Origin of the sequence: Thiocystis violacea (assembly GCF_016583565.1) — a bacterium.
In the GTDB taxonomy this organism is placed as follows: Bacteria; Pseudomonadota; Gammaproteobacteria; order Chromatiales; family Chromatiaceae; genus Thiorhodococcus; species Thiorhodococcus violaceus_A.
The window spans coordinates 1-23,180 of record NZ_NRRF01000051.1; the positions used below are offsets into that span (position 1 = coordinate 1).

A 23,180-nucleotide genomic window follows, 5' to 3' on the forward strand; every position below is an offset into this window, starting at 1 on the left:
CTGCGGCACTGTCCCGACAGACCCACGCCAGCCACTGTCCCGGTGGCGAGGGCTGGGCGCGGAATCGGGCCGCCAGCGCGGCGTAGTGCGCCGCGGTCGTGGTGGAGCCGAGAAGGCGCCCCTGGTTTTAGGGGCTGATTTCGAACTCCGAAACGTGAGTTACCGGAAATCGCCTTAGAGATCCCGAGACCGCTCTCCCCGCCTGTCCTTGGCCATCAACACGTAGAGCGACGGCACCACGAAGAGGGTGAAGAGCGTACCGATCGTCATGCCGCCGACCAGCACCAGACCGATGGAGTTTCTGGCCGCGGCGCCCGCGCCCGTGACCAGGACGAGCGGAAAGTGGCCAGCGATGGTGGCCAGACTGGTCATGAGCACCGGACGCAGCCGGATCATCGCCGCCTGGCGCACGGCGTCCAGCTTGCTCGCGCCCTGTTGCTGGAGCTTGTCGGCGAACTCGACGATGAGGATGCCGTTCTTGGCGATCAGCCCCACCAGGGTCACCAGACCGACCTCGGCATAGATGTTCATGGTCGTGGTCCAACCAGCGGTCCAGGAGGGCGTGTTGGGGTCCGGCATCTTCAGAACGGTGAAGATCAGCGCACCGAACATCGCCAGCGGCACCGAGCCCGCCAGGATGACGAGGGGGTCGCGGAACGAATTGAACTGCACGGCCAGCACCAGGTAGATCATCAGGACGGCCAGGGAGAAGGCCGGCAGGAACTTGTTGCCCTCGGTGCGCAGCTGACGCGACTCGCCGGTATAGTCGACGCCATAGCCAGGCGGGAGGACCTCGCGCGCCGCGTCCTCCAGAAAGCTCAGCGCGTCATCGAGGGTTCGCGCGCTCATGCCCGAGAGCTTCACGGCGTTGAGCTGCTGGAAGCGGTTGAGCGACCGGGCCACCACGCTGTGCTCGACGTGCGCGACGGCCGACAAGGGCACCATCTCGCCTGCCGGACCGGTCACGTAGAGGTTGCCAAGCTGGTCGCTGTTGAGACGATCGATCCGCTTCAGCAGCGGGATCACCTTGTAGCTGCGACCGTCCATGTTGAAGCGGTTGACGAAGTCGCCGCCGGTGGCGACGGCCAGGTCGGCGCCCACCTGCGCCAGGTTGAGTCCCAGCGCGGCGACCTTGTCGCGGTCGAACACCAGGGTCGCCTGGGGCTGATCGAGCTTCACGTCGATGTCCGGCGGGAAATAGAACAGCCCGCTCTGCTCCGCCCGCTTCTGCAGCTCCTTCGCAAGATCGAGCAGATGCTCTTCGTCGCCGGTCGAGGTGATAACAAACTCCACCGGAAAGTTGCTGCCGCCCGGCAGTGCCGGAGGGGTGGTCACGAACATCTGGATGCCGGGTATCCGCGAGACCTTCGCCTGCACCTCCGGCAGGATCTGAGACACCGTCCGGGTGCGCTCGCTCCACGGCTTCACGACCATGCCGCTGAAACCGTCGGCGCCCAGCGTCGCGCCGATCGACGGCGGAAACAGGAGCTGGAAGGTCAGCTCCGTCTCCGGGACCTGAAGCATGACCTGCTCGGCTGCCGCGGCGTAGACCGCGTTCTGATCCGTGGTGGCGTTGGCGGCCGTATTGATGATGCCGAAGAGCACGCTCTGATCTTCGCTGGGGGCCAGCTCCTTGGGGGAGAACATGAACATCGGGACGGTGCAGAGGCTCACGACGACCCACACCAGATAGACCGCGGGCCTGGCGTCGAGCGTGGCTCCAAGCGCGCGCCCGTAGGCCTCGCGCAACTGATCCGAGCGGCGATTGAGCCAGCCGGTCAGGCCGCGCTCCTCGTCTTGCGCGCTGCGCAGCAGATAGGCGGACATGGTGGGCGACAGGGTGAGCGCGACGATGCCGGAGATGGCCACGGCACCGGCCAGGGAGAAGGCGAACTCGCGAAACAGCGAGCCGGTCAGGCCGCCCTGCAGACCGATGGGGACATAGACAGCGATGAGGGTCATGGTCATGGCGACGATCGGCGAGACCAGCTCGCGCGCGCCGAGCAGTGCCGCCTCGCGCGGGGTGCGCCCCTCGCGCAGGTGCCGCTCGACGTTCTCGACCACCACGATGGCATCGTCCACGACCAGACCGACCGACAGCACGATGGCGAGCAGCGTCAGCAGGTTCAGCGTGAAGCCGAACAGCTGCATCAGAAAGACGCCCCCGATCAGCGACACCGGGATGGCCATCACCGGCACCAGCACCGAGCGCACCGAGCCGAGGAAGAGGAAGATCACCGCGATCACGATCAGCAGCGTGTCGATCAGGGTGCCGGTCACCTCGTGGATGGCGTTGCTGACATAGTCGGAGGCGTCATAGCCGATGCTGGCCTCAAGGCCCGCCGGCATGTCGCGCTGAAGCTCCGCCAGCTCCGCGCGCACCTTGCCGATCACATCGATGATGTTGGCGTTGGGCTGCGGGAAGACGCCCGCGAAGACGGCGGTCTGCCCGGAATAGCGCACCAGGGTGTCATAGTCCTCGGCGCCCAGCTCGACATCCGCGACATCCTCAACGCGCACGATGGTGTCGTCTTTCTGATAGATCACCAGGCGCCGGAAATCCTCGGGGCTGTGCAGATCCGTATTCGCCGCCAGCTTGGTCTGGACCAGGGCGCCCTTGGTGCTGCCGACCGCGGCCAGGTAGTTGTTGGCGGCCAGCGCCTGGCGCACCTGAGAGGGGCTGATGCCCAGCGCCGCCATGCGGTCGGGCTTGAGCCAGATGCGCATCGCGAAGGTACGCGCGCCGAAGATCTCGATGCGCTGAACACCGGCGACCGCGGATAGCCGTGGCTGCACCACCCGCGTCAGGTAATCCGTGATCTGCTCGGGCGACAGGATGTCCGAGGCAAAGCTGAGGTAGGCGGCGGCAAAGTCCGAGTCGGCCGATTGCACGCTGATGGCCGGCACCTGCGCCTCCACGGGCAGGTCGTTGCGGACCTGATCGACCTTCGAGGAGATGTCGGCCAGCGCCTTGGTCGAGTCGTAGTTGAGCTTGAGCCGGGCCGTGATGATGGAGATACCCTGCAGGCTCTTGGACTCGACGTAGTCGATGCCTTCCGCCGCCCCGATGGCGCGCTCCAGGGGCGTTGTGATAAAGCCGCGCACCAGCTCCGCGCTGGCACCCACGTAGACGGTCGAGATCTGGACCGACGCGTTCTCGCTCACCGGATACTGGCGCACGCTCAGAGAATTCCAGGCGTTCAGCCCGGCGATCACGATCAAGAGGTTGACCACGATGGCGAGCACCGGGCGCTGAATGAATAGGTCGGTGAAGCTCTTCATGACGGCGCGCCTCAGGAATCGCTCGGGTGCGGCGCGAGACTGGCCTTGGGCGCCAGACTGTTGTCGATCACGACCTTCATGCCGGAGCGCAGCTTGAAGACGCCGCTGGTGACGACGCTTTCGCCGGCCTTGAGTCCGTCGACCACATCCACGAAATCGCCGCGCGCCCGGCCGAGCCGGACGAATTGCTGCCTCAGCACTTGTTCGGTCTCGCCGGGCTTGTCGCTCGTGTGCGGTTCGACCACGAACACCGAATCACCGTAAGGCGCGTAAAGCACGGCGGTCGCCGCGATCGGAAGCACGGATTCCTTGTCCGGAAGCACCACCTCGACCTTGGCGAACATGCCGGCATAGAGCTTTTCACCGGTATTGGAGATCAGCGCCCGCACGCGCACGCTGCGGGTGCCTGCGTCCACCTCCGGGCTGACGGCGATGATGGCGCCGGTAAAGGTGTCGCCCGGCGCGACATCGGCGGACAGGCGCACCTTCATGCCCTGACTCAGGCGTCCGACATTCTGCTGTGGAACCGAGAAATCCACGTGGATCGGGTCCAAGGTCTGCAAGGACACGATCGGATCCCCCTCCCGCAGCACCTGGCCGAGATTGACCAAGCGCAGACCCAAGCGGCCGCTGAAGGGGGCGCGAATCGACTTCTTCGCAATGAGCGCGCGGATGTTCCCGACCTGGGCCAAGGTCTCCTTCGCCTTGGCCTCGGCGGCGTCCACGGTGTCCTGCGAGGCGAGCTTGCGCTGCCCCATCGCCCTGGCCCGGGCGAGGTCCGCCTTGGCCAGTGCCGCGGACGCCTCCGCCGAGGCCAACTGGGCATCCTCGCTCGCCTTGTCGAGCTCCAGCAGAACGGCTCCCGCCCTGACCGCGGCGCCGGACTCGAAGCCGATCTGCGTCACCCGCCCCGCAACCTCGGCGCTGACCGTGACGCCCTGTACCGGCTCCAGGGTGCCAACGGCGGGGATCGACTGCTCCCAGAGCGCCCTGTCGACCGTCATGGCCGTCACCGTCTCGGGCGGCTGGACCGCGCTCTCGGCGGCCTTGCCCATCGCCGCGAACTGGCCGAGCTTGGCATAGACGATTGCGCCGATCAGGATGGCGACGGCGATGGCTGTGACGATCAATTTCCGCAGCATGAGACATCCAACCGAGAGAAGGCTTGAGGCGTAAGACCAGCCGAGACTGGCATCCGGAGTCGCGGATACCCCGATTTTCTGCCGATCGCAGGCGCGATGTCACCTCGATATCGCGTCAGCGCGCTTGCAGTGGCCACCGAAACGGGTGCGCTTGGCGGAGCCGAAGCGTCCCCCGGTGAATCAGTGGACCGCGTCGAAACCCGCGCTGCCGCCGGCGCGGATGGCCTCGAAGTGGCTGGCGAGCCGCCGCGATAGGGTGTCGGAGCGCTTCTGGTTCAGGCAGACCGAGGATCGAAGGCACCGCGACGGCCTCCAGGGTGCGGCCAGCGGGGTGACTGGCAAGGCGCACGGCGCCGGCGTGGTGCTGCGACGGAACCTGCCTCACGAGAGAATCCGTTGCAACGCAGCCAGGCACCGCGCGGACCCTGCACTGGGGCCGCAGCGGCCATCACCCGACGACTGAGTCAGCAGGCGGCCTCGATCTCGATGGCGATCAATGCGTTGTGCCAAGCACGGAGCGGTCGATCGCCGGATCCAGGTTCCAAGAAACCCACGCGCGCTGGGTCTCTCTGCGCCCACGCCGAGAGGCTCTGATCGGAAACGTGCCGTGGGTCGCGGCACCCTCGGCAGCAGGCTGCTCCAAGACCTCAGGGCGCGCGACAGAGGGCGGCTCCTTCGCGGAATCGAGACCCAGCGTCGAGCCCGTTGAGATCTCGACCTGGCGGTTGCTACTCCATCATGTCGTTAATGACATTCTTGAACCAGCTATGGGCATAGCTCACCTCCCGCTTGCGGATCTCCGGACTCGCTTGAGTGGGTGAGACGCCGCCGGAGCCGGGGATCGACTCGATGGTGTTGGTCTCGGCATTCAGGCGGTAGACCGCGGCCACGGAGATGCCGAAGTCTTCGCCGACGACGCTGTAGCAGGTGTTGACGAAGGTCGGGTCATCCGGCTCCTTGCCTTGGAAACTGGCGACGATGGCGGCGGCGGCCACCTTGGCCTGGGAGTTGGCCGCGTAGGCGGACTTCGGCATGGTGGCGGCGCTGGAGGCGTCGCCAAGCACATAGATGCCTTTGTGACGGCTGGATTCGAAGGTGCGTTTGTCCACCGGGCACCAGTCGCCGTCCGCCAGATCGGCGGCAAAGGCGATGGCGCCTGCCTTCTGCGGCGGGATGATGTTGATCACGTCGCCCTGGAAGTCCTCGACCAAACCGGTCAGGGTGCGGGTGCTCGGGTCAAGGGCTTCCACCGTTCCACCCGCCGCCGCGCCGAGCCACTGGATCATGCTGTTGTCGGTGCCGTAGCCATAGAGCTTGGTCCAGCCTTCGATATAGAGGGCCTGCTTGGAGAAGGCGTCCTTCGCGTCGAGGATGGTGATCTTGGCCCTCGGCTTGTGGTGCTTGCAGTAGAGGGCAATCTGCGAGGCGCGCTCATAGGGGCCGGGCGGGCATTTGAACGGATCGGGCGGGGCGACGATGATCACGTGCCCGCCTTCGGGCATGGCCTTGATCTGGTTGTGGAGCAGTTGGGTCTGCGGCCCGGCGTACCAGGCATGGGGAATACTTTGGTTCGCGACCTGCTCGTCGTAGCCCTCGATGGCGTCCCACTTGAAGCCGACGCCGGGAGAGACGACGCAGGCGTCGTAGCCGAACGCGCGGCCTCCCGCGGTCTGGACCTGTCTTGTCTCCGGGTCGATTCCGACGACCGTATCTTGCAGGACATCAATGCCATAGCCACGCAGACCCTCGTAGCCGAAGGTCAGCGATTGCAGCGTCCGCTCGCCGCTCAGGACCTCGTTGCTCATGAAGCAGGAGGTGTAGGCCGGCTTGGACTCGATCAGGGTCACGGCGATGCTTGGGTCGAGCTTGCGCAGGTACTTGGCCGCGGTACAGCCACCCACGCCGCCGCCGACCACAACCACACGGCGCGACGCCCCCAGCACCAAGGACGGGAAGCCCAGCGTCCCCAGCGCGGCGGCAGCACCGGCGGCACGGATGAAGGTTCTGCGTTTCAGGTTTGTCACGATGCTCTGTTCTCCGCCGCCGCGCTACTGCTGGCTGCCGTAGTAATTGATCAGGGCGGGAATGGCCGTGTCTCCCGCCGCCTCGATCGCGGCGTCGACCTTGCGCTGCATCTTGCGCGGCCATTTCCGTTTGCCGTTGAGGAAGTCCTCCATGCTGTAGTGCAGATACGGCATCCATTGCCCGGCGAGGGTGCCAGCATCACCGGGACGCCCCCCCTTCTCGTGACACTTCTCGCAGTACTCGTCGTGCAGTTGAGCCCCCCGCTCGGCAAGGGCCGCGTCATACGTCTGCGGGAACAGGTTTAACCGCTGACTCGCGAAGAACCAGCCCATCTCCTTGAGCTGTTCGTCGCTGTAGGCCTTGGCGATGCGGTTCATGATGCTGGCGTTGCGCTCGTCCTCGCGGTACGCCTTCATGGCATCCACGAAGACCTCGGGGTCCATGCCGGCGATGGCTGGCATCGAGGGTCCAACACTGGAACCATCGGTGCCGTGGCATCCGGCGCAGGTGAAGGCCATGGCCTGGCCGGATGGCCCCGCCGAGACAGCCGCTGGCAGCACGGCCAGCACAGCGAGAAGGACATGGCGAGCGGACTTGTGCAGGGTTTCGTTGTTGTTCATGTTCTCCATCCCCGTCAGCTCGGTAAGGTGACCAGGCCGAACAGCACCAGCGTGAGCAGGGCCAGGCCCGCCATGATCAGAACAGTGGTGATGAACGAGGCGGCCAGAGAGAGACGCCGCGAGGGACGGTGGACCAGATGCTTCTCCAGCTCACCGCTCGCGACCAGCCGCTCGTACTCGAGACGGTGGTCGTGCTTGAACTCATCGATGGGGATCACTCCAGTGAAGATCGCCGTACTCATCGGGAAGCGCTCGGGACGGAAGTGCACGTTGAAAAAGTGCACCGAGTTCAAGAAGATCGCCGCCAAGAGCGCCTCTTCGGCATGCACCAGATTGGCGATATTGAAGGTCCAGCCCGGCAGGATGAGGGAGGTCTTGTCCGGCATGAAGAGGATGAGCCCGGAAAGACCGATCACCGTGGCACCCCAGAAGGGCGCCCAATAGTCGAACTTCTGCCAGTAGGTCCAGTGGCCGAACTGAGGGCGCGGACCGCGGCCGAGGAACCACTTGAACATGTCTCTCAGGTCCCGAAGGTCCTTGAGGTTGGGGACCAAGGATGTGCTGCCGAACCACTCGAACGTCTTACGCTTGCGCCAGATATTGCTGGTCGCGATCGCCAAATGCGCGAAGAAGATCGTGAGCCAGATGACGGCCGCCGTGCGGTGGATGATGCCCTCCATGCGAATGCCGCCGAGGAATTCCACCACCGCCTTGGCCCAAGCCGTATGCGAGAACAGCAGGGTCGTGCCCGTCAGGATCAGGGTCATGGTGGCGATGGCGAAGAGGAAGTGGATCCAGCGCCAGACCACGGGGAAGCGGCGGAAGTAGACCAGGTCGGGCTGGCTCAGGTCCTCGACGAAGCCCTTGCCCTGAATGCGGTCCATCACTTCGCGGTAGAGCCAGAGCAGAACGTGGACCCAGAAGAAGGCCATGACGGAGAAGACCAGAATCTCCATGAACACCCGGAAGGCCCATAGGCCCGGATAGTGCTCCCGGTCATGGGCGTCGCCGTGAGGCCAGAAGCTCAGGAAATTCTCGTTGGCCTCTGTGTGGCAGTTTCGGCAGTTCTCCAGGCGATTGCTGGCGTGGATCTCCGAGGTCGGATCGTCCTCGCTCTTCACCAAGTGCCCGCCGTGGCAGTCGTGACACTTGGCGGCATCGGTGTAGCCGAGGCGGTGAACCTGGCCGTGATAGGACTTGAAGTAGGTGCGCTGGGCCTCCTGATGGCAGTCGCCGCAGTTCTTGGTGATCTGCAGCTTCGCCTTGTCGGTCTCGGGCGAAGCGATCTCGTGCGTGGTGTGGCAATCGGAGCACACCGCCGACTCGCTGTCCCGCTCCTCCAGCACCGCCTTGCCATGATCGGAGGTGCGGTAGTCCTCCAGCTCCTTCTCGTGACAGCGGCCGCAGATCTCGGGGTTCTTCAGGCGGTGCTCGGCGCGCTGGATGCTGCCCAGCTCGCCGACATTGTGGCCCTCGTGACAGTCGTAGCAGGTGGCGTTGGTGCGCGACTGGTCCAGCTCGTTGGGCTGAGCGTGGATCGACTGCATGTAGCTGGCGATCTGCTCGTTGACGACCTTGAGACGCTCATGCTTGCCGTCGGGGTCGTTCTTGTGCTGCTCCCAGGTGTCGCGGTGGCACTCGATGCAGCCGACGATGACCGCCGGCGCCTTGCGATGGGGGACGCGATCGATGGTGACGTGGCAGCTGGTGCACGTCTGGGAGCCGTGGACGCTGGCCTCGATCTGCTCGCCATGGACGAAGATCTCGACCGGCGAGCCGTCGTCCCGCACATCGGTCTGATGCTCCTGATCGCCATGACAGGTCAGGCAGCGTTCATTGGGAATGACCCGCTTGCCGGTCTCCGGATCGAAATGGTCGATCATCAGCCCTTCGTCGGGCTCCGTCATGACTGCGAAGGCGACGGGCACGACGATCGTGCAGAGAAGCGCCGCCAAGAGGCTGACGATTCCGATGTTGGCGATGCGGCTTGGCATCGTGGCTCCTCCGGTTTCCTCGGTCATCTTAAGTATTTTTGTTGCAGATCAAGCCAGCGATGCGGATTGCGGAGTTTCGCGACGTGCTCTCCCCGAGGCATCCGACGCGGCGCATCCGGAGCTGGCAGCGCGAAGCGCAAGCCGCGCTACGCGTGCCGATCGCTGCGCATGCGGGTCAGAGCGTCCGACCGTTGGAGATGCACTCGAAGAACGCGCACCCATGACGGCGGACGGGTCAAGAGCCACCTTGGATCCCTCATCTCGACAGATCCCCAATCTCGACGGTTTGGGACCGCGGCGCTCAGCGTTCGCTCAACATCGGTTGGGGCGAGCGAAAAGCGAACCCTGGTCATCAACAGCCGAAGTCTCGGCCTCGCGGAGGGGTTCCGCGCCTAGGTCGGGGAGGTTTTCGAGGGATTCGTCCATCTGGGCGCAAACCCCACTGCCCCCACCGCCCCCGCTGATCCCGAGTAACCGCTGGGCCAGGCATTCGCAAAGCCGCGAAACATTCAAAATCAAGGAGTCTCGCGGCTCATTGCCCCCGCATTCTGCGTGATGGCATTGAAAATGATCAACCACACCGGCGAGCCAGGCTGTAATGTTTCTGAGCTAGATCAAAAGATATGAATTTTCATACTTCCGTTGGACGCCGTGTTGGTGCCTTCTGGTGCACGCGACGTTCGTCGAGCCTGCGGAGAAGGATCGGATGTGATGAGCCCCATCGCGAAGCGGCGTAGCGCGGTGATGTCTTCGGGTCCGTGGTCAGTGCCAGTGGTGCAGCGATCCTTGTCCCGATTTCAGTCGAGGCTATGGTGGCAGCTGTTCGCGATGCCCCAGCGGCCGCGGTTGAAGGCGAGCACGGCGTCGGTGCTCCGCGGGTGATGGCTGCTGAGGCCTTAGAGGGCTTGGCGAAAACGGGGACGGCGAAACAAGGAGGCCGGGTGACCGAGGGTGATGGCTCACCCGCCGTCACCAACGATCTGGACATGCCCAATTCGGGCATCCGGCTCTTCGGTCTAAGCGGGTGCTCAGTCGGACAGACTCCTAGCTAGCCGGAGGACGCCAGAGCGACCGAAACATGTGTAGCGCGATGGGTATTCCAAGCACCGGCCAGCCGCCTGAGGACGGGAAATTGGCTGCGATGGCCCCATGTCCTCGGCAGTAGGCGCTAGGAAGGTCTCGGCCGACCGGCGTCGCTCAAACCAATCCTGAGACACGAAAACATCGAGGTGATTGTATGAAATTGGTCAACAACGTGGGCAAGCAAGACCGTAACATCCGTTTCGCCGCAGGCGGTGCCGCGATCCTGCTAGGCATCGTCACTGGCCTGTGGTGGTTGGACATCATCGGCCTCATTCTGCTGGGGACGGCCTACTTTGGCACCTGCCTCGCCTACGTCCCGCTCGGGATCAACACGGCGAAAGATGCTGCGGACGACTGAAGCAATCGACGCCGTACCAGCCGTGAGATTCATCGCTTCCAACCCTCGGGACACATTCCACATTGCCCATCTTGCGCGGGCCAGTATGCCCGTGGCGGTGTCCCCGAGGTGGAGGCGACTGACACGCTAAAGGACGGCTTCGGCTGCCGTGCCATGAGGCTGCTCTGCCCAGGGCGACGAACGTTCGTTCACGGCAGTCGAGTTCAACCTGGATGGACCGGTCGCTCGGAGAGTGGGCCGTCCATTCGAAGCCGGCCGACCGACCAACCGAACGTCAATCTGAAGCGTAACGGACCTTTTGGCGGCACCTCAAGAACCAGAGTCAACCCAAAGGCACGTTTGCGAGTGCGCTTCTGTCTGTGAAACCAACCCTCGGCAAGGGGCCACCCTGGCCACGGACAGGACATCCTAGCCACGCCGGGAGCCCAGCCATGGACTGAGGCAGGAGATTGGCCGGGGTAAGACGCCCAGACAACCCGCAACGACTTGGCTGACGGACATTGCGAGCGGTGCCAGCGCGCATCCCCGGACGCTGGGGTTCTAAAGCCCAAACCCTCGAGAATTCCGAAGCGACTATTTATCGATCACTTACATTCATCGCCTCTCACGAAAAATGGTTCTTCTGCTGGCTTCTGCTGAACGTAACTTATTGATTTTTTATGGTCGACAGAAATTTCCGGGGTTTGGGCTTACAACCCCCTTGTGAGCAAGGGCAAAAGGGAAGACCTGACCCCGTCGATGACCCCGTCGATGTGATCCCCGACATCGAGGTTCGCTGGGTGCGGCGTCCGCGCAGCCAGATTCGTGTGGCGAGGAAATATAGGACAGTCACGCGGCCGACAGCCAGAGCAGCTACTGCCCTTGGCAAAGCGGCAGTGGAGAGGGCTGCGGAGCGGGACGTTTGCGTGTGTATTCCGCGATCCTCGGCCCGAGGTGCTCCTTAGGCCAATACTTCGGAGCGCCGATCTCCTTCAGACAGGATGCATTCCAGTACAGCTCCGACCGCGACAAGGAGCGCCCGCCTGCCACCGCCCGTGTGACGGCGTCGATGTCGGCCGCCTCGGGATAGAGATACAGGGTGGTCGGATCACCATCTGTCATCCTCACGATCTCTTGGGCATCCGACGGCGACCAACTGGTACAGCCGCTACTGCGGCCGCCGGAGTAGTCCACCAGCCTTCCCAGCGGCACGTAGCCCGCTTCATTCGCATGGGGGCTGCCGGGCTCCCGCAGCAGACACGCGCCCTTGATCAAGACCGCCGCATGTCCGCCGATCGCACGCTGCTCGGCGTTCGCGGTCTCGCCTTCGCCGTCGAAGGGAACGAAGGAGCGCATCAGAAGCGTCTTCCGCTTGGCCGAGCTGCCGTAGTAACCCTTAAACGAGGTCCGCGTTTCGCCGGTGACATAGACGCCGCCTGCCGTCAGTCTCGAGCCCAAGGCGTTGCTGAAATGCTTCGCGCAGCGTTTTCCGTTCTTGAAATCCCCGATGCCATTCAACGTGCGACCGCCGCCGTGGCCGGAGGAAACCGCACGAAATGACCGCTGAGATTCGCAGATGATGTAGAACCGGCGCCCGACCCCGCCATTGCTCGAGCTGTGCGGGCGCGTCGCATCCATAGCGAAGTAGCAGGGATTGCGAATGGCCCCTTCGCGCACCTTTTTCCAGTAAAGCGCACGTGCCCTCTGCAAGATTGGCAATGCGATTTGCCCCTCTCTTTCGCCGACATGGGCCTTTAGCCAGGTCGGGATCGCGGCTTGCGGCTCTGCGGCGAAAGCCGGCGGCGACGCCGATAAAGCGATGACAGCGATGAAGAGACTCAGGATCGTCAAAAGGCCGGATCTGAGTCGCATCGATCAATCCTCGCTCCACCGGGTTTTGCGCTTCGGGCACTTCTTGCAGCGTTTCTGCTCAAGGTACTTCTTGCAGCACTTCTCGGATTTCTTGCTCATCGCGAACCCCGCATGACAGGCGAGCGTGGACTAGGCGGCCGTGGTGTCCTGCGCTTGTCCGATCTGTTTAGCGAGAGCCGCCAGCTCGTTGTCGATCAGCATCAAGGCTTGCCCCTGGTCGCCGAATAGACGGACACGACCAAGGATATCCTTGACGGTCGCCTCTTCCTCGATCTGCTCTGTGACGAACCAGTGCAGGAAAATGTTGGTCGCATGGTCCTTTTCCGTAAGGGCGTGGTCGACCAGCTCGTTGATACAGGCCGTGACGCCACGCTCGTGGGTAAGGGTCTGCTCGAACATCTCGATCACGCTCGGCTCAACCGCTGCGGGCGCGGCGACATCGCCAATCTGGACGACGGCATCCTGATCGATGAGGTAGCGGTACATTTTCATGGCATGCTCAAGCTCCTCGCCATGCTTGGCGAAGAACCAGGCCGCCACACCCCTCAGGCTCATGGTCTCGGCCTGTGCCGAGAGGGCGAGGTAGAAATTGGCGGAGTACATCTCGCGGTTGATCTGGGCGTTGATGCGGCTGGACATCTCTTGGGAAATCATCGAGGCGTGCTCCTAGTCGTCTGTGGGCTGGTTTGCAGTCACGTGATACGGAGAGATGATGGCACGAGCCCCATCGGGCAAGGGTGCAGCCCGGAAGCAGGGCGATCCCGAGCCGCAGATCCCGCGCGGCGCCAACACATTGCAGGTCGCGAGCGCGTGTCCCTGGGCACTTCATCGAGTGGCTTGCAAGGCTCAGAACACCGAATGCTCGCCGCGCTCGGCCGTCTCGGAGCCATCGACGAGCTGCCGGTAGTAATCGAACAGGGTGTCCTGGCCGGTCTCGGGCGTTGCGTCGGCATCGTAGAGACCGGTCTCGGGGTCGAGGACCAGCATGGATTCCGTTGCGTAATAGTGACCGATCCGGGCCAGCTCGGCCTTGACGGCCAGACGTGGAGCCACCTTTCCCAGCACCCCCAGGACCGCCGCGATGCCGCTGATGAGCGAGACCGGCACCTGCTTGAAACGTGGCTCGCGACCAAGCAGCTCGAACAGAAACTGTCCTTGCTCGAGCGCCGTGATGGCCGGACCCGGTCCGCCGATCGGCAAGATCTTGTCGTGCAGCGATGGGTCTTCCAGGCAATCCGCGAGATAGGCCGCCAGATCCGCGTCGCTGATCGGCTTGCAGGCGGTCAGGGTGCCGTCGCCGAACACCAGATAAGGCTTCCCCTGCTGGACCCGCGATACCTGGCCCGACAGTGATTTGAAAAAGGCCGTCGGACGGACGATCGAGTAGGTCAGTCCGGACTCCATCAGCGCCTGCTCGAAGGCGAGCTTGGCCTGCTGAAAGGCCAGCCTCGGCCGCTGTACGCAGATCGCCGACAACAGCACCATCTGTGTCGCGCCCGCGCTCTTGGCCTGCGCGAGCAGGCCCATGTGGGCCTGGTGATCGATCGCCCAGGCATCGCGCGGCTCGCCTGTCCGCGATGCGAGACAGGACACCACCGCATCGAAGTGCTCGTTGCGGAATCCATGCTCGGCAAGCGAGGCGGGATCGGTGACGTCGGCGAAGCGCACCTCGGCCCCCTGCAAGCAGTCCAGCGGCCGCTCCTGCATCGACGCATCGCGCGCGCGTGGGCGGACGACGCAGACAACCTCGTGACCGCGCGCCAGCAAGGCGGAAACAGTCGCGCGCCCAATGGTGCCGGTGCCCCCGACCATGAGGACGCGACGGGGTTGTTTAGTGTCGCTCACATTCATTCGCGTCGCTCGCATTCATCGGTCCGTGCTCGTTGTGCTCTAGGCTTGAATCCAAAGTCTGGACATCGACATCTGTCGCGGTCCGTGACGCGCAACAGACTGGGCGAGTGGAATCGCTGAACTCGCGCGCGGGCGCATCAGAATACCAGAGTGCGGCAGGCTCAAACTAGGCTGTCGAAATCGGGCCAGCAATTCTAAATTTGCGCCTGCATGACGCCTGGGCGGTGGCTGGGCCGGTTGAAGCGCCTCGAGCATGAGGTCAAACAGCTGCTCCCAGGAGTCTAAAGTACAGGTACTGGGTCAACGCCCTCAAATGCTCGAAGAAGGTGCGTCGTGAAGGCAATTCACGGCGTACCGCCCGGTAGGCGAGATCGAGTCGATCGAGCAGGGTATGGACGAGGAAGGCCAACAGGATCAGGCTCGCCAACAGGGAGGCGAGATGCTGTTTTCCATGCCCGTAGTTGTGCTCGAAATGGTAGCCCTGGGTTTTGAGGGTATTGTTGTTCTCGTTCTCGACCTTCCAGCGACTGCGTCCCGCCGCGACAAACGCCACGACATTCTCGGCGGAGACTGGCTCGGAGCTGGCCCAGGCGTTGTGGTAGAGCACGCGCCCCTGCGCATCGGTGGTGGTGAGCTCACACCAGCCGACGCGCAGGGCGTCGTCGCCATCGCGCAGGGGAAGATCATTGAGCCAGCGATAGGTGTTGGTGAGGCGCTCGCGGCCCGTCCAGCGTGTTTTGACCAAAGTCGACACCTCGCCGTTGCGCTCGAAATCCGCCACCCACTCGTAGAGGAGCTGATGGGAGGTTGGCAGACACACGAACAGAAAGGCGCAGCCCTGCGCGAGCACGTGCTCGCAAAACGGCTGATGGCAATAGAGGTCATCCCCGAGCAGGGTCGTGCGCCAGGAGGCGGTGTGCTCGCCCCACTGCTGCAGCCAGCGCTTGGCGGCGCTGAGTTCACAGTCTTGTTTCTCCTGTCCGTCCTGCGGGTGCACGAACGCCGCCGGCAAGGGGAAGACATCGCTCTGTCCGGGCGCGACGATGACCGGCGTGATGGCCACATGATAGAACTGCGTCTGGCCGCTGTTGAGCGTGCGCGTGGAGCATTGCGGACAGCCGATCGCGCACGAGCCATGGTATTCCGTGCCATCAAGGGCAATCAAGAGGCGTCCATCGGCTTGGCGATGCGTCTCTAACGCGCCCTGCTGGTGCGCGGCGTCGACAAGGTTCATGAACACCGCGTCGAGATGCGTCCGGGAGATCGGATCGAGCAGATTGCCAATCTGCTGTGTGCTCGGAATCTGATGTACGCCAAACAACGAACCGGCATTGTTGCGCCCGCGCTCCTTCTGCATCCGGCGTTGATCGTCGAGAAACGACGGACTCTGCATGAAGAACACTGAGAACGCACTCAGCGCGGCGTCACCGATCACATACTTCTGATGATTTCCACCCCAGGGCTGTGAAGGTCACGATTCGCGTATGCGTGCAACCGTTTGATTTGCCTGTTGTGCGCTGCCTCGAATCCGGTGCTGGCCACCGGAGCCCCGCCCAAGAGTCGACGTAAGATACTAATTATGAAAGTTGTATTTTTGCACCTTCAAGGCCCTGGATTTCCACCCTTGCGATGGTCGGGCAGCGCGAACAACGCCTCTCGAATGTGATCAACCATGCCCTTCACCGAGAAGAGTGGTGGCGTTGGCTTGGGAGGCACTGTTGGCTTCAGGGCCATTGGGGATTCCTGTCGGCTCGAAAAACCATTATGACATCATGGTCTTAAATTTAGAACTGCTGGGGTGCGCATTGCGCGTCGACATCGGTCAAGTATCGGCGGACGGGCTCTTGCGCGACGTGGCTCGCCGATCACAACAATCCAAGCGGCGGGGGTGATTCACTCGCTCCGCGTATAGAAGATGCTCTTGCCTGGGACATCCTGCTCGGGGTCGTACTCCCTCGGCAGGCTGTGGGCGATGCCCTTGTGACAATCGATGCAGGTCAGGCCGGCTTCCTCGGCATCCTGGTGTCCCTGCGAGCTGCGGGATTCCTGCTTGTTGTAGTCCATGGAGTCGAAGTCGTGGCAGTTGCGGCATTCGCGCGAGTCGGTGCGCTTCATGGTGCGCCACACGTTCTGCGCCAGACGGAAGCGGTGCGCCTCGAACTGCGCGGGCGTGTCCAGATCGCCCTTGAAGTGGTGAAAGAGCTCGTTGCTCGCCTGGATCTTGCGCACGACCTTGTGCACCCAGTCCTTTGGCACATGGCAGTCCGGGCAGGTCGCGCGCACCCCGGTGCGGTTGCTGTAATGGATGGTGTCCGTGTACTCCTGATAGACATTGACCTTCATCTCGTGACAAGAGATGCAGAATTGCTCGGTGTTGGTCGCCTCCATGGCGGTGTTGAAGCCGCCCCAGGCGATGATGCCGATGACGATGCCCACCGACAGGATGAGCCAGGTCGCGCGACGGACTGGGGACTTGGGTGCTGAGGTCTTGCTGTGCTCGGACATGATGGTCTTCCCGAATCGCTGATAGGAGCGCTGTGCTGACCGCTCGGGTCAGTCCCCATCGAAGACGTTGTCGACCAGCGGAATCGCCCCGGTTTGCGGGGCGTGGCACTGGGTGCAGAAGTAGCGCCTCGGCGCCAGATGGTCGAGCTTGACGCCGTCGCGATCGAAGAAATGGCTGTCGCCCACCTTCGGGGCCTTGGCGACCTCGAAAGTCGCCGGGCTGTGGCACTTGAGGCAGCCGTTCTGACGCAGGTCGATGCTGTACTTGTCGATTGGGTGCGGGATCATCGGCGGCTGCTTTTCCCAGCCGCGCCCGAACCCGCCAGGCACGGCCAGCGTGGCTTTGTGGGGCGTCGGACCTGACCCATCCATCAGCGCGTTGCCCCGAAGCGACGCCTCGTCCGCGGCACAAATGGCACTCGCCAGGCAGGCTGCCGCTAACCCCAATCGCATGGCTGCCATCGATGTATTCATCGCTTTCTCTATCCTCCCGGTTGACTGGATACGGGGTGTCGCGTCGCAGTCTCCGCGCCGCGCGCCGCCGTGCTCGCACCGTCGTCCACGGGCTCGCTCAGGCCGAGGCCAGCGCGCCGGTACGCGAGCGTGAAGCCAAAGACGTTCTTGGCGCAGACGTCGATGCAGCGTCCGCAGTTAGTGCACTGCCGATCCGTAATGAGCGGGCCGATGCCCTGGGCGGCGCCCTTGAGGGCGGGTTTGATGACCTGTGGCTCCGGACAGATGGCGAAGCAGTCCATGCAATCGTCGCAGTGCTCCCGCCGGGCAGCCGCAACCCGCACGGCTGGTCTGATGCCGATGAGCCCGTAGAAGGCGCCGACCGGGCAGAGATGACCGCACCAGCCGCGACGCACCACGAAGAGATCGTAGAGAAGCACCGCGATCATCAACGTCCAACCCCAACCCATCCCGAAGATCAGCCCGCGATGGGCGATGGAGACCGGGTTGATGTACTCCCAGGCGATCACGCCGGTCGCTAGCGGAAACAACAGAATTAGACCGAGCAGCCAATAGCGTGCATCCCGCGGAATCCGTCCGCTGGCGCGAATGTCGAGGCGGCGCCCCAGCCAGGCGGCCAGGTCGCTCACCAGATTGACCGGACAGACCCAGGAGCAGAAGACCCGTCCACCGACCAGGGCGTAGAAGACGAGCACGATCAGCGCCCCGATCAGACCACTGGCGACCGGCCAGGCGCCCGAGAGCATCGACTGCGCCAGCAGCAGCGGATCGGAGAGCGGCAGGATACCCAGGGTCATGCTGGCGGACAGGTTGCCGGTCACGATCCAGATCCCGACCACCGGGCCGGCAAGAAAAAGCGCCAGGATGCCGAACTGGCTCGCGCGCCGCAGCAGCAGCCATCGATGCGCCTTGAGCCAGCCCTGCTCCGCGCGCGCGGTCTGACCGGGAAAGGCGTTCATCTAGAGCGCCCCCTTGCGATTGAGTACATCCAGTGGGTTGTCTGGGATCGGGCTCGCCGGCTGTCCCGGCACAGCCTCCTGGATCAAGCCGCGACCGCCATGCTCGTATCGCATGCCCTCGGGCAGGTTGTAGCGATGCTCGACGTCCGGCGTGACCAGCGCCCCGCCGGCCTCGTGTTTCTGCTCCCAGCCCAAGCGGTAGTGCGCCCCGAGCTGTCCCTTGGCCAGATGGCGCGGCAGCACCTTGATCGCCGCCACGTCCAGGATGCAGGCTTCCTCGCACTTGCCGCAGCCAGTGCAGTGTTCCGAATGGACCACCGGGACGAACCGCGCATGCTTGCCGGAGCGCGCGTTGTGCTGCATGTCGAGCGTGATCGCCTCGCCCCGGATCGGACAGACGTTGAAACACACCTCGCAGCGCAGCCCCTGGAAGGCGATGCAGTTTTCCTGATCGATGAGCACCGCGAGCCCCATGTCGGCCTTGCTGATGTCGGTCAGGGCGTGATCGAGCGCGTTGGTCGGACAAGCGGCGACGCAGGGGATGTCCTCGCACATCTCACAGCCGGCCTCACGGGCGACGAAATAGGGCGTCCCGGTCGGAATCTTGTCGCCCAACCGGGCCAGATGCAGCATGTCGAAAGGACAGTCGCGCACGCAGAGACCGCAGCGGATACAGGCACCGTTGAAGTCATCCTCCGGCAACGCGCCCGGCGGGCGGATCGCCCAGGCCGGCAGACTGGTCGCGCGCTGGCTGTAGAGACCCAACCCGAGCCCGAACAGACCGACGCCGCAGGCTGTTTTCATCACACCTGTGATGAACTGGCGGCGGTTGAGGGTCGCGCGGGGGCTGGTGCTTCGGGGGCTCATGATGGACTTGGTCAGTTGTCAGTTGTCAGTTGTCAGTTGTCAGTTGTCAGTTGTCGGACTGGATGATCCAGCGGTTTGGTCCGCGTCAGACCCGATTAGGAGTGCGCTCCGTTCTTGCCAGCCACGCATCTGGTGACGAAGCTCTGCTTCGGGTGGCCCACGGCGACGTGAAGCTGGAGCTTCGTGACCAATCAACGCCGTCAGACACGCGCCACCTTGCACGCGCATTTCTTGTAATCCGTCTCCTTCGATAGCGGGTCCGTGGCGTCCAGGGTCAGCTTGTTCACCAAGCGGTTGGCGTCGAACCAGGGGATGAAGACCAGCCCCTTGGGCGGGCGGTTGCGGCCTCGGGTCTCGACCCTGGCTTTGATCTCGCCGCGCCGGGTCGAGATGACCGCCACCTGCCCGTCGCGCAGCCGGCGCTCCTTGGCGTCCGCTTTGCTCATGTAGATGACCGCGTCGGGCACCGCGCGATAAAGCTCCGGCACGCGCCGGGTCATGGAGCCGGAATGCCAGTGCTCCAGCACCCGGCCGGTACAGAGCCAGAGGTCGAACTCGCCATCCGGGCTCTCGGCGGCCGGCTCGTAGGGGGCGAAGATGATGTTGGCTCGGCCATTGGGGTTGCCGTAGAAATAGACGTCACCCTTGGCGACCTCAGGGTTGTAGTGCCGCACATGGGGATCATAGCCCTCGCGGAAGCGCCACAGGGTCTCCTTGCCGTCGATCACCGGCCAGCGCAGACCGCGCGCCTTGTGGTAGGCCCCGAACTCAGCCATTTCGTGGCCCCTCTTGAGGATGGCCGGACCGGTGTTGAACATCCGGTACTCCTCGAACAGACCCTTTTGGACGTAGTAGCCAAAGTCCTTGCTCTCATGGTTGTCGTACTCATTGCCCCGGTCGTCGACGACCTTGCCATCGAAGGGGAAACTGTCGACCTGACCGTTGGTGTAGAGCACCTGATAGAGGGTCTTGCCGGCATACTGGGGCATCTTCTCGATCAGCTCCGGCGACCAGACCTCCTCCACCTTGAAGCGCTTGGCGAATTCCATGATCTGCCAGACGTCGGACTTGGACTCGCCCGGCCCCGACACCTGCTCGCGCCAGAACTGGGTGCGCCGCTCGGCGTTGCCATAGGCGCCTTCCTTCTCGACCCACATGGCGGTCGGCAGCACCAGATCCGCCGCCTGCGCGGAGACGGTCGGATAGGGATCGGAGACGGTGACGAAGACCTCCGGGTTGCGCCAGCCGGGATAGGACTCCTCGTTCAGATTGGCCGCCGCCTGCATGTTGTTGTTGCACATCTGCCAATAGCAGTTGAGCTTGCCGTCTTTCATCATGCGGTGCATGAGCACGGCGTGATAACCGACCTTGCCGGGGACCGTCCCGTCCGGCAGCTTCCAGATCTTCTCCGCGAAGGCGCGATGCTCGGGCTTGGTGACGACGAGATCCGCCGGCAGCCGGTGCGCGAAGGTGCCGACCTCGCGCGCGGTCCCGCAGGCCGAGGGCTGCCCGGTCAGTGAGAAGGGGCTGTTGCCGGGCTCGGAGATCTTGCCCATCAGCAGATGGATGTTGTAGCAGCCGTTGTTGGCCCAGACGCCCCGGGTGTGCTGGTTGAAGCCCATGGTCCAGAAGGAGCTGACCTTCTTATTCGGGTCCGCGTAGGCTTTGGCCAGGCGCAGCAGATTCGCCTCGGGCACGCCGGATAGCTTGGCGGTGTATTCCAGCGTGTAGGGCGCAACCTGTTTGGCGAACTCCTCGAAGCTCGACGGCATTTTCTCGCCGACGCCCGCGTTGGCGGCCTTCTTTTCCAGCGGATGCTCGGGCCGCAGGCCATAGCCGATATCGGTGGTCGCGGTCTCGAACTGGACGTGTTTGTCGATGAAGTCCTGGTTGTAGGACTTGGTCTCGATGATGTAATTGGCGATGTAGTTGAGGATCGCCAGATCCGTCTGGGGCGTGAAAACGATGGGGTTGTCGGCCAGCTCGAAGCAGCGGTGCTCGAAGGTCGAGAGCACGTGCACCTCGCAACCCGGCCGCGACAGGCGCGTATCGGTCAGGCGCGACCAGAGGATGGGATGCATCTCGGCCATGTTGGCGCCCCAAAGCACGAAGACATCCGCGTGCTCCAGGTCGTCGTAGCAGCCCATGGGCTCGTCGATCCCGAAGGCGCGCATGAAACCGACCACGGCGGTCGCCATGCAATGCCGGGCGTTGGGGTCCAGGTTGTTGGAGCGCATCCCGGCCTTGAGCAGCTTGGAGGCGGCGTAGCCCTCCCAAACCGTCCACTGACCGGAGCCGAACATCCCGACCCGCGAGGTCATCTCGTCGACCGTCTTGCCCTGGTTCTCCTCCATGGAGCGGCGGATGGATTTCTTCCACTGCTCCGCCATGACGTCGAAGGCTTCGTCCCAGCTCACCGCCTCGAACTCGCCGTCCTTGTGGAACTGGCCGTCCTTCTTGCGCAGCAGCGGCTGGGTCAGGCGGTCCTGTCCATAGAGAATCTTAGGCAGGAAGTAGCCCTTGATGCAGTTCAGCCCCCGGTTGACCGGCGCGTCCGGATCGCCCTGGCTGGCGACCACGTGACCGTCCTTGACGCCGACCAGCACCGAGCAGCCGGTGCCGCAGAAGCGGCAGGGCGCCTTGTCCCAGCGAATGCCCAGATCCGCCGCCGGGTCCGGGGCCTGGGCCGGCGCAACGCCGGGCAGCGCCACGCCAGCCGCGGTGGCGGCGGCCAGCGCCGCCTGGGACTTGATGAATTCACGCCGGGTCATGGTCACGGGCGGTTCCTCCTGGGATGTTCAGTGTGCGTTCGCTTGGACCGGGTCGCGCCCGGCCTCAGCCCTCGGCGGCTTGCGGGTCCGCGCGCAGCGCGCGTCCGTCGCAGTGATAGATGAGGACGGCGTTGATCACCCCCTCGATCAGGGGGAGCGCCCCAAGCTGATCCGCCGCTCGGTGCCCGACCTGGTCCTCGATCGTGACCACCAGCCTATCGACCTCCGCCCCGCCGTGGACCTCGACGCCGGGCAGCGCCTCCAGACGGGCGGCGATCTCCAGCCCACGACCGGGCCTGACCTGCACGACGCAGCTCAGGATATCGCCATCGATCGGCTCGACCGGACTGGCATCTCTCACGGGTTTCATGATGGCTGGACTCCCATGGCAAGCGGTCCCCTGCCCCACCTCGCCGTCGCGGTCCACTGGGGTCCGTCGATCCCAGCCAGGGCGCGCAACTGTGTCAGCGACGTAATCCGAATCTGGCGTCGCTCGATCTCGATCAGCCCCCGTCGCGCCAGGCCATGCAGCTCACGCGAGAAGGTCTCGGGCGACACGTTGAGACAGGAGGCGACGACCGACTTAGCGGCCGGCAGGGTGAGACTGGCTTGATCCGCCGCCGCCCGGTTCGTTTCCGCCTCGCGCAGCAGAAACCCCGCGACCCGCTGCCCCGCCGAATGCAGACAGCAGGCTTCCAGATCGGCGGTGAGCCGCTGGGTGCACTGTGCCATGAGCGTCAGCATCCGGAAGGCGACCTCCGGCCAACGCTCCATGGCACGGCGCACCCGTGGCAGACGCACATGCAGCAGGCGTGCGTCGGACAGAGCCTGCGCATGGAGCGGATAAGGCTCGCAGAGAAAGGCTGCCGCCTCCGCGAAGGTCTGACCCGGCAGCACGATATCCAACACCCGCTCCGCGCCATCGGACGAGAGCACAGCAAGCTTGACCCGCCCCTCGATCAGCACGTAGAAACCATCGAGCCGCTGGCCCTTCTCGCACAGCACCTGATCGCGCGTCGCGGAGCGCTCGCGACAGCCGCCCGCGATCATGCGCAGCGCCTCGCGCGGCAGAGATCGGAAACCGGGAACCGTCTCGAGCAGCGGAAGACAGGCGTTCTCGAGGTCTGGGCGATTCACGTCGGCGCGGTCCTCTCGGTGGCATGGCGGTCGTGGCCCGCCGGTTCTTGATTCAGCTCAAGACTAGGCCTTCCCTGAAGCCGTGCAAGCGGTTGAAAGACTGAGCGAAAGACTCCTAGATACCTCCATGGTGGTAGTCGCTCTTTGAGCCCAAGCGTCGGAAATCATGGTTGTTTCGCCCGAACGTCCAAGGCGCGGCGCGCCAGGGTTCCAAACTCCGGCGATTTGGTGGTACCCCCTTTGCCCCTCCCCCGCCATGGT

16 protein-coding genes and 1 pseudogene are annotated in these 23,180 nt (G+C 64.0%); 1 reads left to right on the forward strand and 16 read right to left on the reverse strand.

The features are described 5' to 3' along the window. Positions 1 to 174 precede the first annotated feature (174 nt). The 5 genes from CKO23_RS17585 to CKO23_RS17605 form a co-directional block, all read right to left on the reverse strand. On the reverse strand, positions 175 to 3,282 hold the full coding sequence (locus CKO23_RS17585; RefSeq protein ID WP_200333129.1) for an efflux RND transporter permease subunit: 3,108 nt from the start codon (positions 3,280 to 3,282) through the stop codon (positions 175 to 177). Between the two features lie 11 nt (positions 3,283 to 3,293). Next, complete coding sequence (locus CKO23_RS17590; RefSeq protein WP_200333130.1) at positions 3,294 to 4,424, reverse strand: efflux RND transporter periplasmic adaptor subunit; 1,131 nt, start codon at positions 4,422 to 4,424, stop codon at positions 3,294 to 3,296. 728 nt (positions 4,425 to 5,152) lie between these two features. Then, entirely contained in the window at positions 5,153 to 6,448 is a 1,296-nt protein-coding gene (locus tag CKO23_RS17595; protein ID WP_200333131.1) for an FCSD flavin-binding domain-containing protein, read from the reverse strand. 24 nt (positions 6,449 to 6,472) lie between these two features. Beyond that, positions 6,473 to 7,069, reverse strand: coding sequence for a c-type cytochrome (locus tag CKO23_RS17600; RefSeq protein WP_200333132.1), 597 nt, complete (start codon positions 7,067 to 7,069; stop codon positions 6,473 to 6,475). 14 nt (positions 7,070 to 7,083) lie between these two features. Next, positions 7,084 to 9,063, reverse strand: coding sequence for a cytochrome C (locus tag CKO23_RS17605; RefSeq protein ID WP_200333133.1), 1,980 nt, complete (start codon positions 9,061 to 9,063; stop codon positions 7,084 to 7,086). 1,237 nt (positions 9,064 to 10,300) lie between these two features. Here CKO23_RS17605 and CKO23_RS17610 point away from each other — a divergent pair. Further along, positions 10,301 to 10,504, forward strand: a complete 204-nt coding sequence (locus CKO23_RS17610; RefSeq protein ID WP_200333134.1) for a YgaP family membrane protein — start codon at positions 10,301 to 10,303, stop codon at positions 10,502 to 10,504. An 852-nt stretch (positions 10,505 to 11,356) separates the two neighbouring features. Here the strand turns inward: CKO23_RS17610 and CKO23_RS17615 are convergent. The 11 genes and pseudogenes from CKO23_RS17615 to CKO23_RS17665 all read right to left on the reverse strand — a co-directional run bounded on the left by CKO23_RS17615 (position 11,357) and on the right by CKO23_RS17665 (position 22,919). Next, positions 11,357 to 12,355 (reverse strand): hypothetical protein, encoded by a 999-nt coding sequence (locus tag CKO23_RS17615; protein WP_200333135.1) that lies wholly within the window; start codon positions 12,353 to 12,355, stop codon positions 11,357 to 11,359. A gap of 129 nt (positions 12,356 to 12,484) precedes the next feature. Continuing rightward, positions 12,485 to 13,009 carry a ferritin gene (locus CKO23_RS17620; RefSeq protein WP_200333136.1) on the reverse strand — a complete coding sequence of 175 codons (525 nt, stop codon included), beginning with the start codon at positions 13,007 to 13,009 and terminating at the stop codon, positions 12,485 to 12,487. A 192-nt stretch (positions 13,010 to 13,201) separates the two neighbouring features. Further along, positions 13,202 to 14,200 (reverse strand): NAD(P)H-binding protein, encoded by a 999-nt coding sequence (locus CKO23_RS17625; RefSeq protein WP_346014630.1) that lies wholly within the window; start codon positions 14,198 to 14,200, stop codon positions 13,202 to 13,204. Positions 14,201 to 14,465: 265 nt separating this feature from the next. Then, positions 14,466 to 15,659: pseudogene (locus CKO23_RS17630) on the reverse strand (ISNCY-like element ISAtsp9 family transposase); the annotation flags it as partial. 440 nt (positions 15,660 to 16,099) lie between these two features. Then, positions 16,100 to 16,711, reverse strand: a complete 612-nt coding sequence (locus tag CKO23_RS17635) for a NapC/NirT family cytochrome c (protein ID WP_200333138.1) — start codon at positions 16,709 to 16,711, stop codon at positions 16,100 to 16,102. A gap of 48 nt (positions 16,712 to 16,759) precedes the next feature. Then, positions 16,760 to 17,185, reverse strand: a complete 426-nt coding sequence (locus CKO23_RS17640) for a nitrate reductase cytochrome c-type subunit (protein WP_200333139.1) — start codon at positions 17,183 to 17,185, stop codon at positions 16,760 to 16,762. Between the two features lie 8 nt (positions 17,186 to 17,193). Next, positions 17,194 to 18,144: a quinol dehydrogenase ferredoxin subunit NapH gene (napH, locus tag CKO23_RS17645; RefSeq protein WP_200333140.1), complete on the reverse strand. Its 951-nt coding sequence runs from the start codon at positions 18,142 to 18,144 to the stop codon at positions 17,194 to 17,196. After that, positions 18,145 to 19,011 carry a ferredoxin-type protein NapG gene (gene napG / locus CKO23_RS17650; protein ID WP_200333141.1) on the reverse strand — a complete coding sequence of 289 codons (867 nt, stop codon included), beginning with the start codon at positions 19,009 to 19,011 and terminating at the stop codon, positions 18,145 to 18,147. It abuts the gene before it with no gap. 200 nt (positions 19,012 to 19,211) lie between these two features. Then, the gene (gene napA / locus CKO23_RS17655) at positions 19,212 to 21,782 is read right to left on the reverse strand and encodes a nitrate reductase catalytic subunit NapA (RefSeq protein ID WP_207168600.1); all 2,571 of its coding nucleotides are present in this window, start codon (positions 21,780 to 21,782) and stop codon (positions 19,212 to 19,214) included. Positions 21,783 to 21,846: 64 nt separating this feature from the next. Continuing rightward, on the reverse strand, positions 21,847 to 22,152 hold the full coding sequence (locus tag CKO23_RS17660) for a chaperone NapD (protein WP_200333143.1): 306 nt from the start codon (positions 22,150 to 22,152) through the stop codon (positions 21,847 to 21,849). After that, complete coding sequence (locus tag CKO23_RS17665; protein WP_200333144.1) at positions 22,149 to 22,919, reverse strand: cyclic nucleotide-binding domain-containing protein; 771 nt, start codon at positions 22,917 to 22,919, stop codon at positions 22,149 to 22,151. The genes CKO23_RS17660 and CKO23_RS17665 overlap by 4 nt, the downstream gene beginning before the upstream one ends. Positions 22,920 to 23,180 lie beyond the last annotated feature (261 nt).

What these genes read in the sequence shown, in the direction of transcription:
- CKO23_RS17585 (WP_200333129.1), bottom strand. Translation starts at nt 3,282, where the DNA reads ATGAAGAGCTTCACCGACCTATTCATTCAGCGCCCGGTGCTCGCCATC.
- CKO23_RS17590 (WP_200333130.1), bottom strand. Translation starts at nt 4,424, where the DNA reads ATGCTGCGGAAATTGATCGTCACAGCCATCGCCGTCGCCATCCTGATC.
- CKO23_RS17600 (WP_200333132.1), bottom strand. Translation starts at nt 7,069, where the DNA reads ATGAACAACAACGAAACCCTGCACAAGTCCGCTCGCCATGTCCTTCTC.
- CKO23_RS17605 (WP_200333133.1), bottom strand. Translation starts at nt 9,063, where the DNA reads ATGCCAAGCCGCATCGCCAACATCGGAATCGTCAGCCTCTTGGCGGCG.
- CKO23_RS17610 (WP_200333134.1), top strand. Translation starts at nt 10,301, where the DNA reads ATGAAATTGGTCAACAACGTGGGCAAGCAAGACCGTAACATCCGTTTC.
- CKO23_RS17615 (WP_200333135.1), bottom strand. Translation starts at nt 12,355, where the DNA reads ATGCGACTCAGATCCGGCCTTTTGACGATCCTGAGTCTCTTCATCGCT.
- CKO23_RS17620 (WP_200333136.1), bottom strand. Translation starts at nt 13,009, where the DNA reads ATGATTTCCCAAGAGATGTCCAGCCGCATCAACGCCCAGATCAACCGC.
- CKO23_RS17635 (WP_200333138.1), bottom strand. Translation starts at nt 16,711, where the DNA reads ATGTCCGAGCACAGCAAGACCTCAGCACCCAAGTCCCCAGTCCGTCGC.
- CKO23_RS17640 (WP_200333139.1), bottom strand. Translation starts at nt 17,185, where the DNA reads ATGAATACATCGATGGCAGCCATGCGATTGGGGTTAGCGGCAGCCTGC.
- napH (WP_200333140.1), bottom strand. Translation starts at nt 18,144, where the DNA reads ATGAACGCCTTTCCCGGTCAGACCGCGCGCGCGGAGCAGGGCTGGCTC.
- napG (WP_200333141.1), bottom strand. Translation starts at nt 19,011, where the DNA reads ATGAGCCCCCGAAGCACCAGCCCCCGCGCGACCCTCAACCGCCGCCAG.
- napA (WP_207168600.1), bottom strand. Translation starts at nt 21,782, where the DNA reads ATGACCCGGCGTGAATTCATCAAGTCCCAGGCGGCGCTGGCCGCCGCC.
- CKO23_RS17660 (WP_200333143.1), bottom strand. Translation starts at nt 22,152, where the DNA reads ATGAAACCCGTGAGAGATGCCAGTCCGGTCGAGCCGATCGATGGCGAT.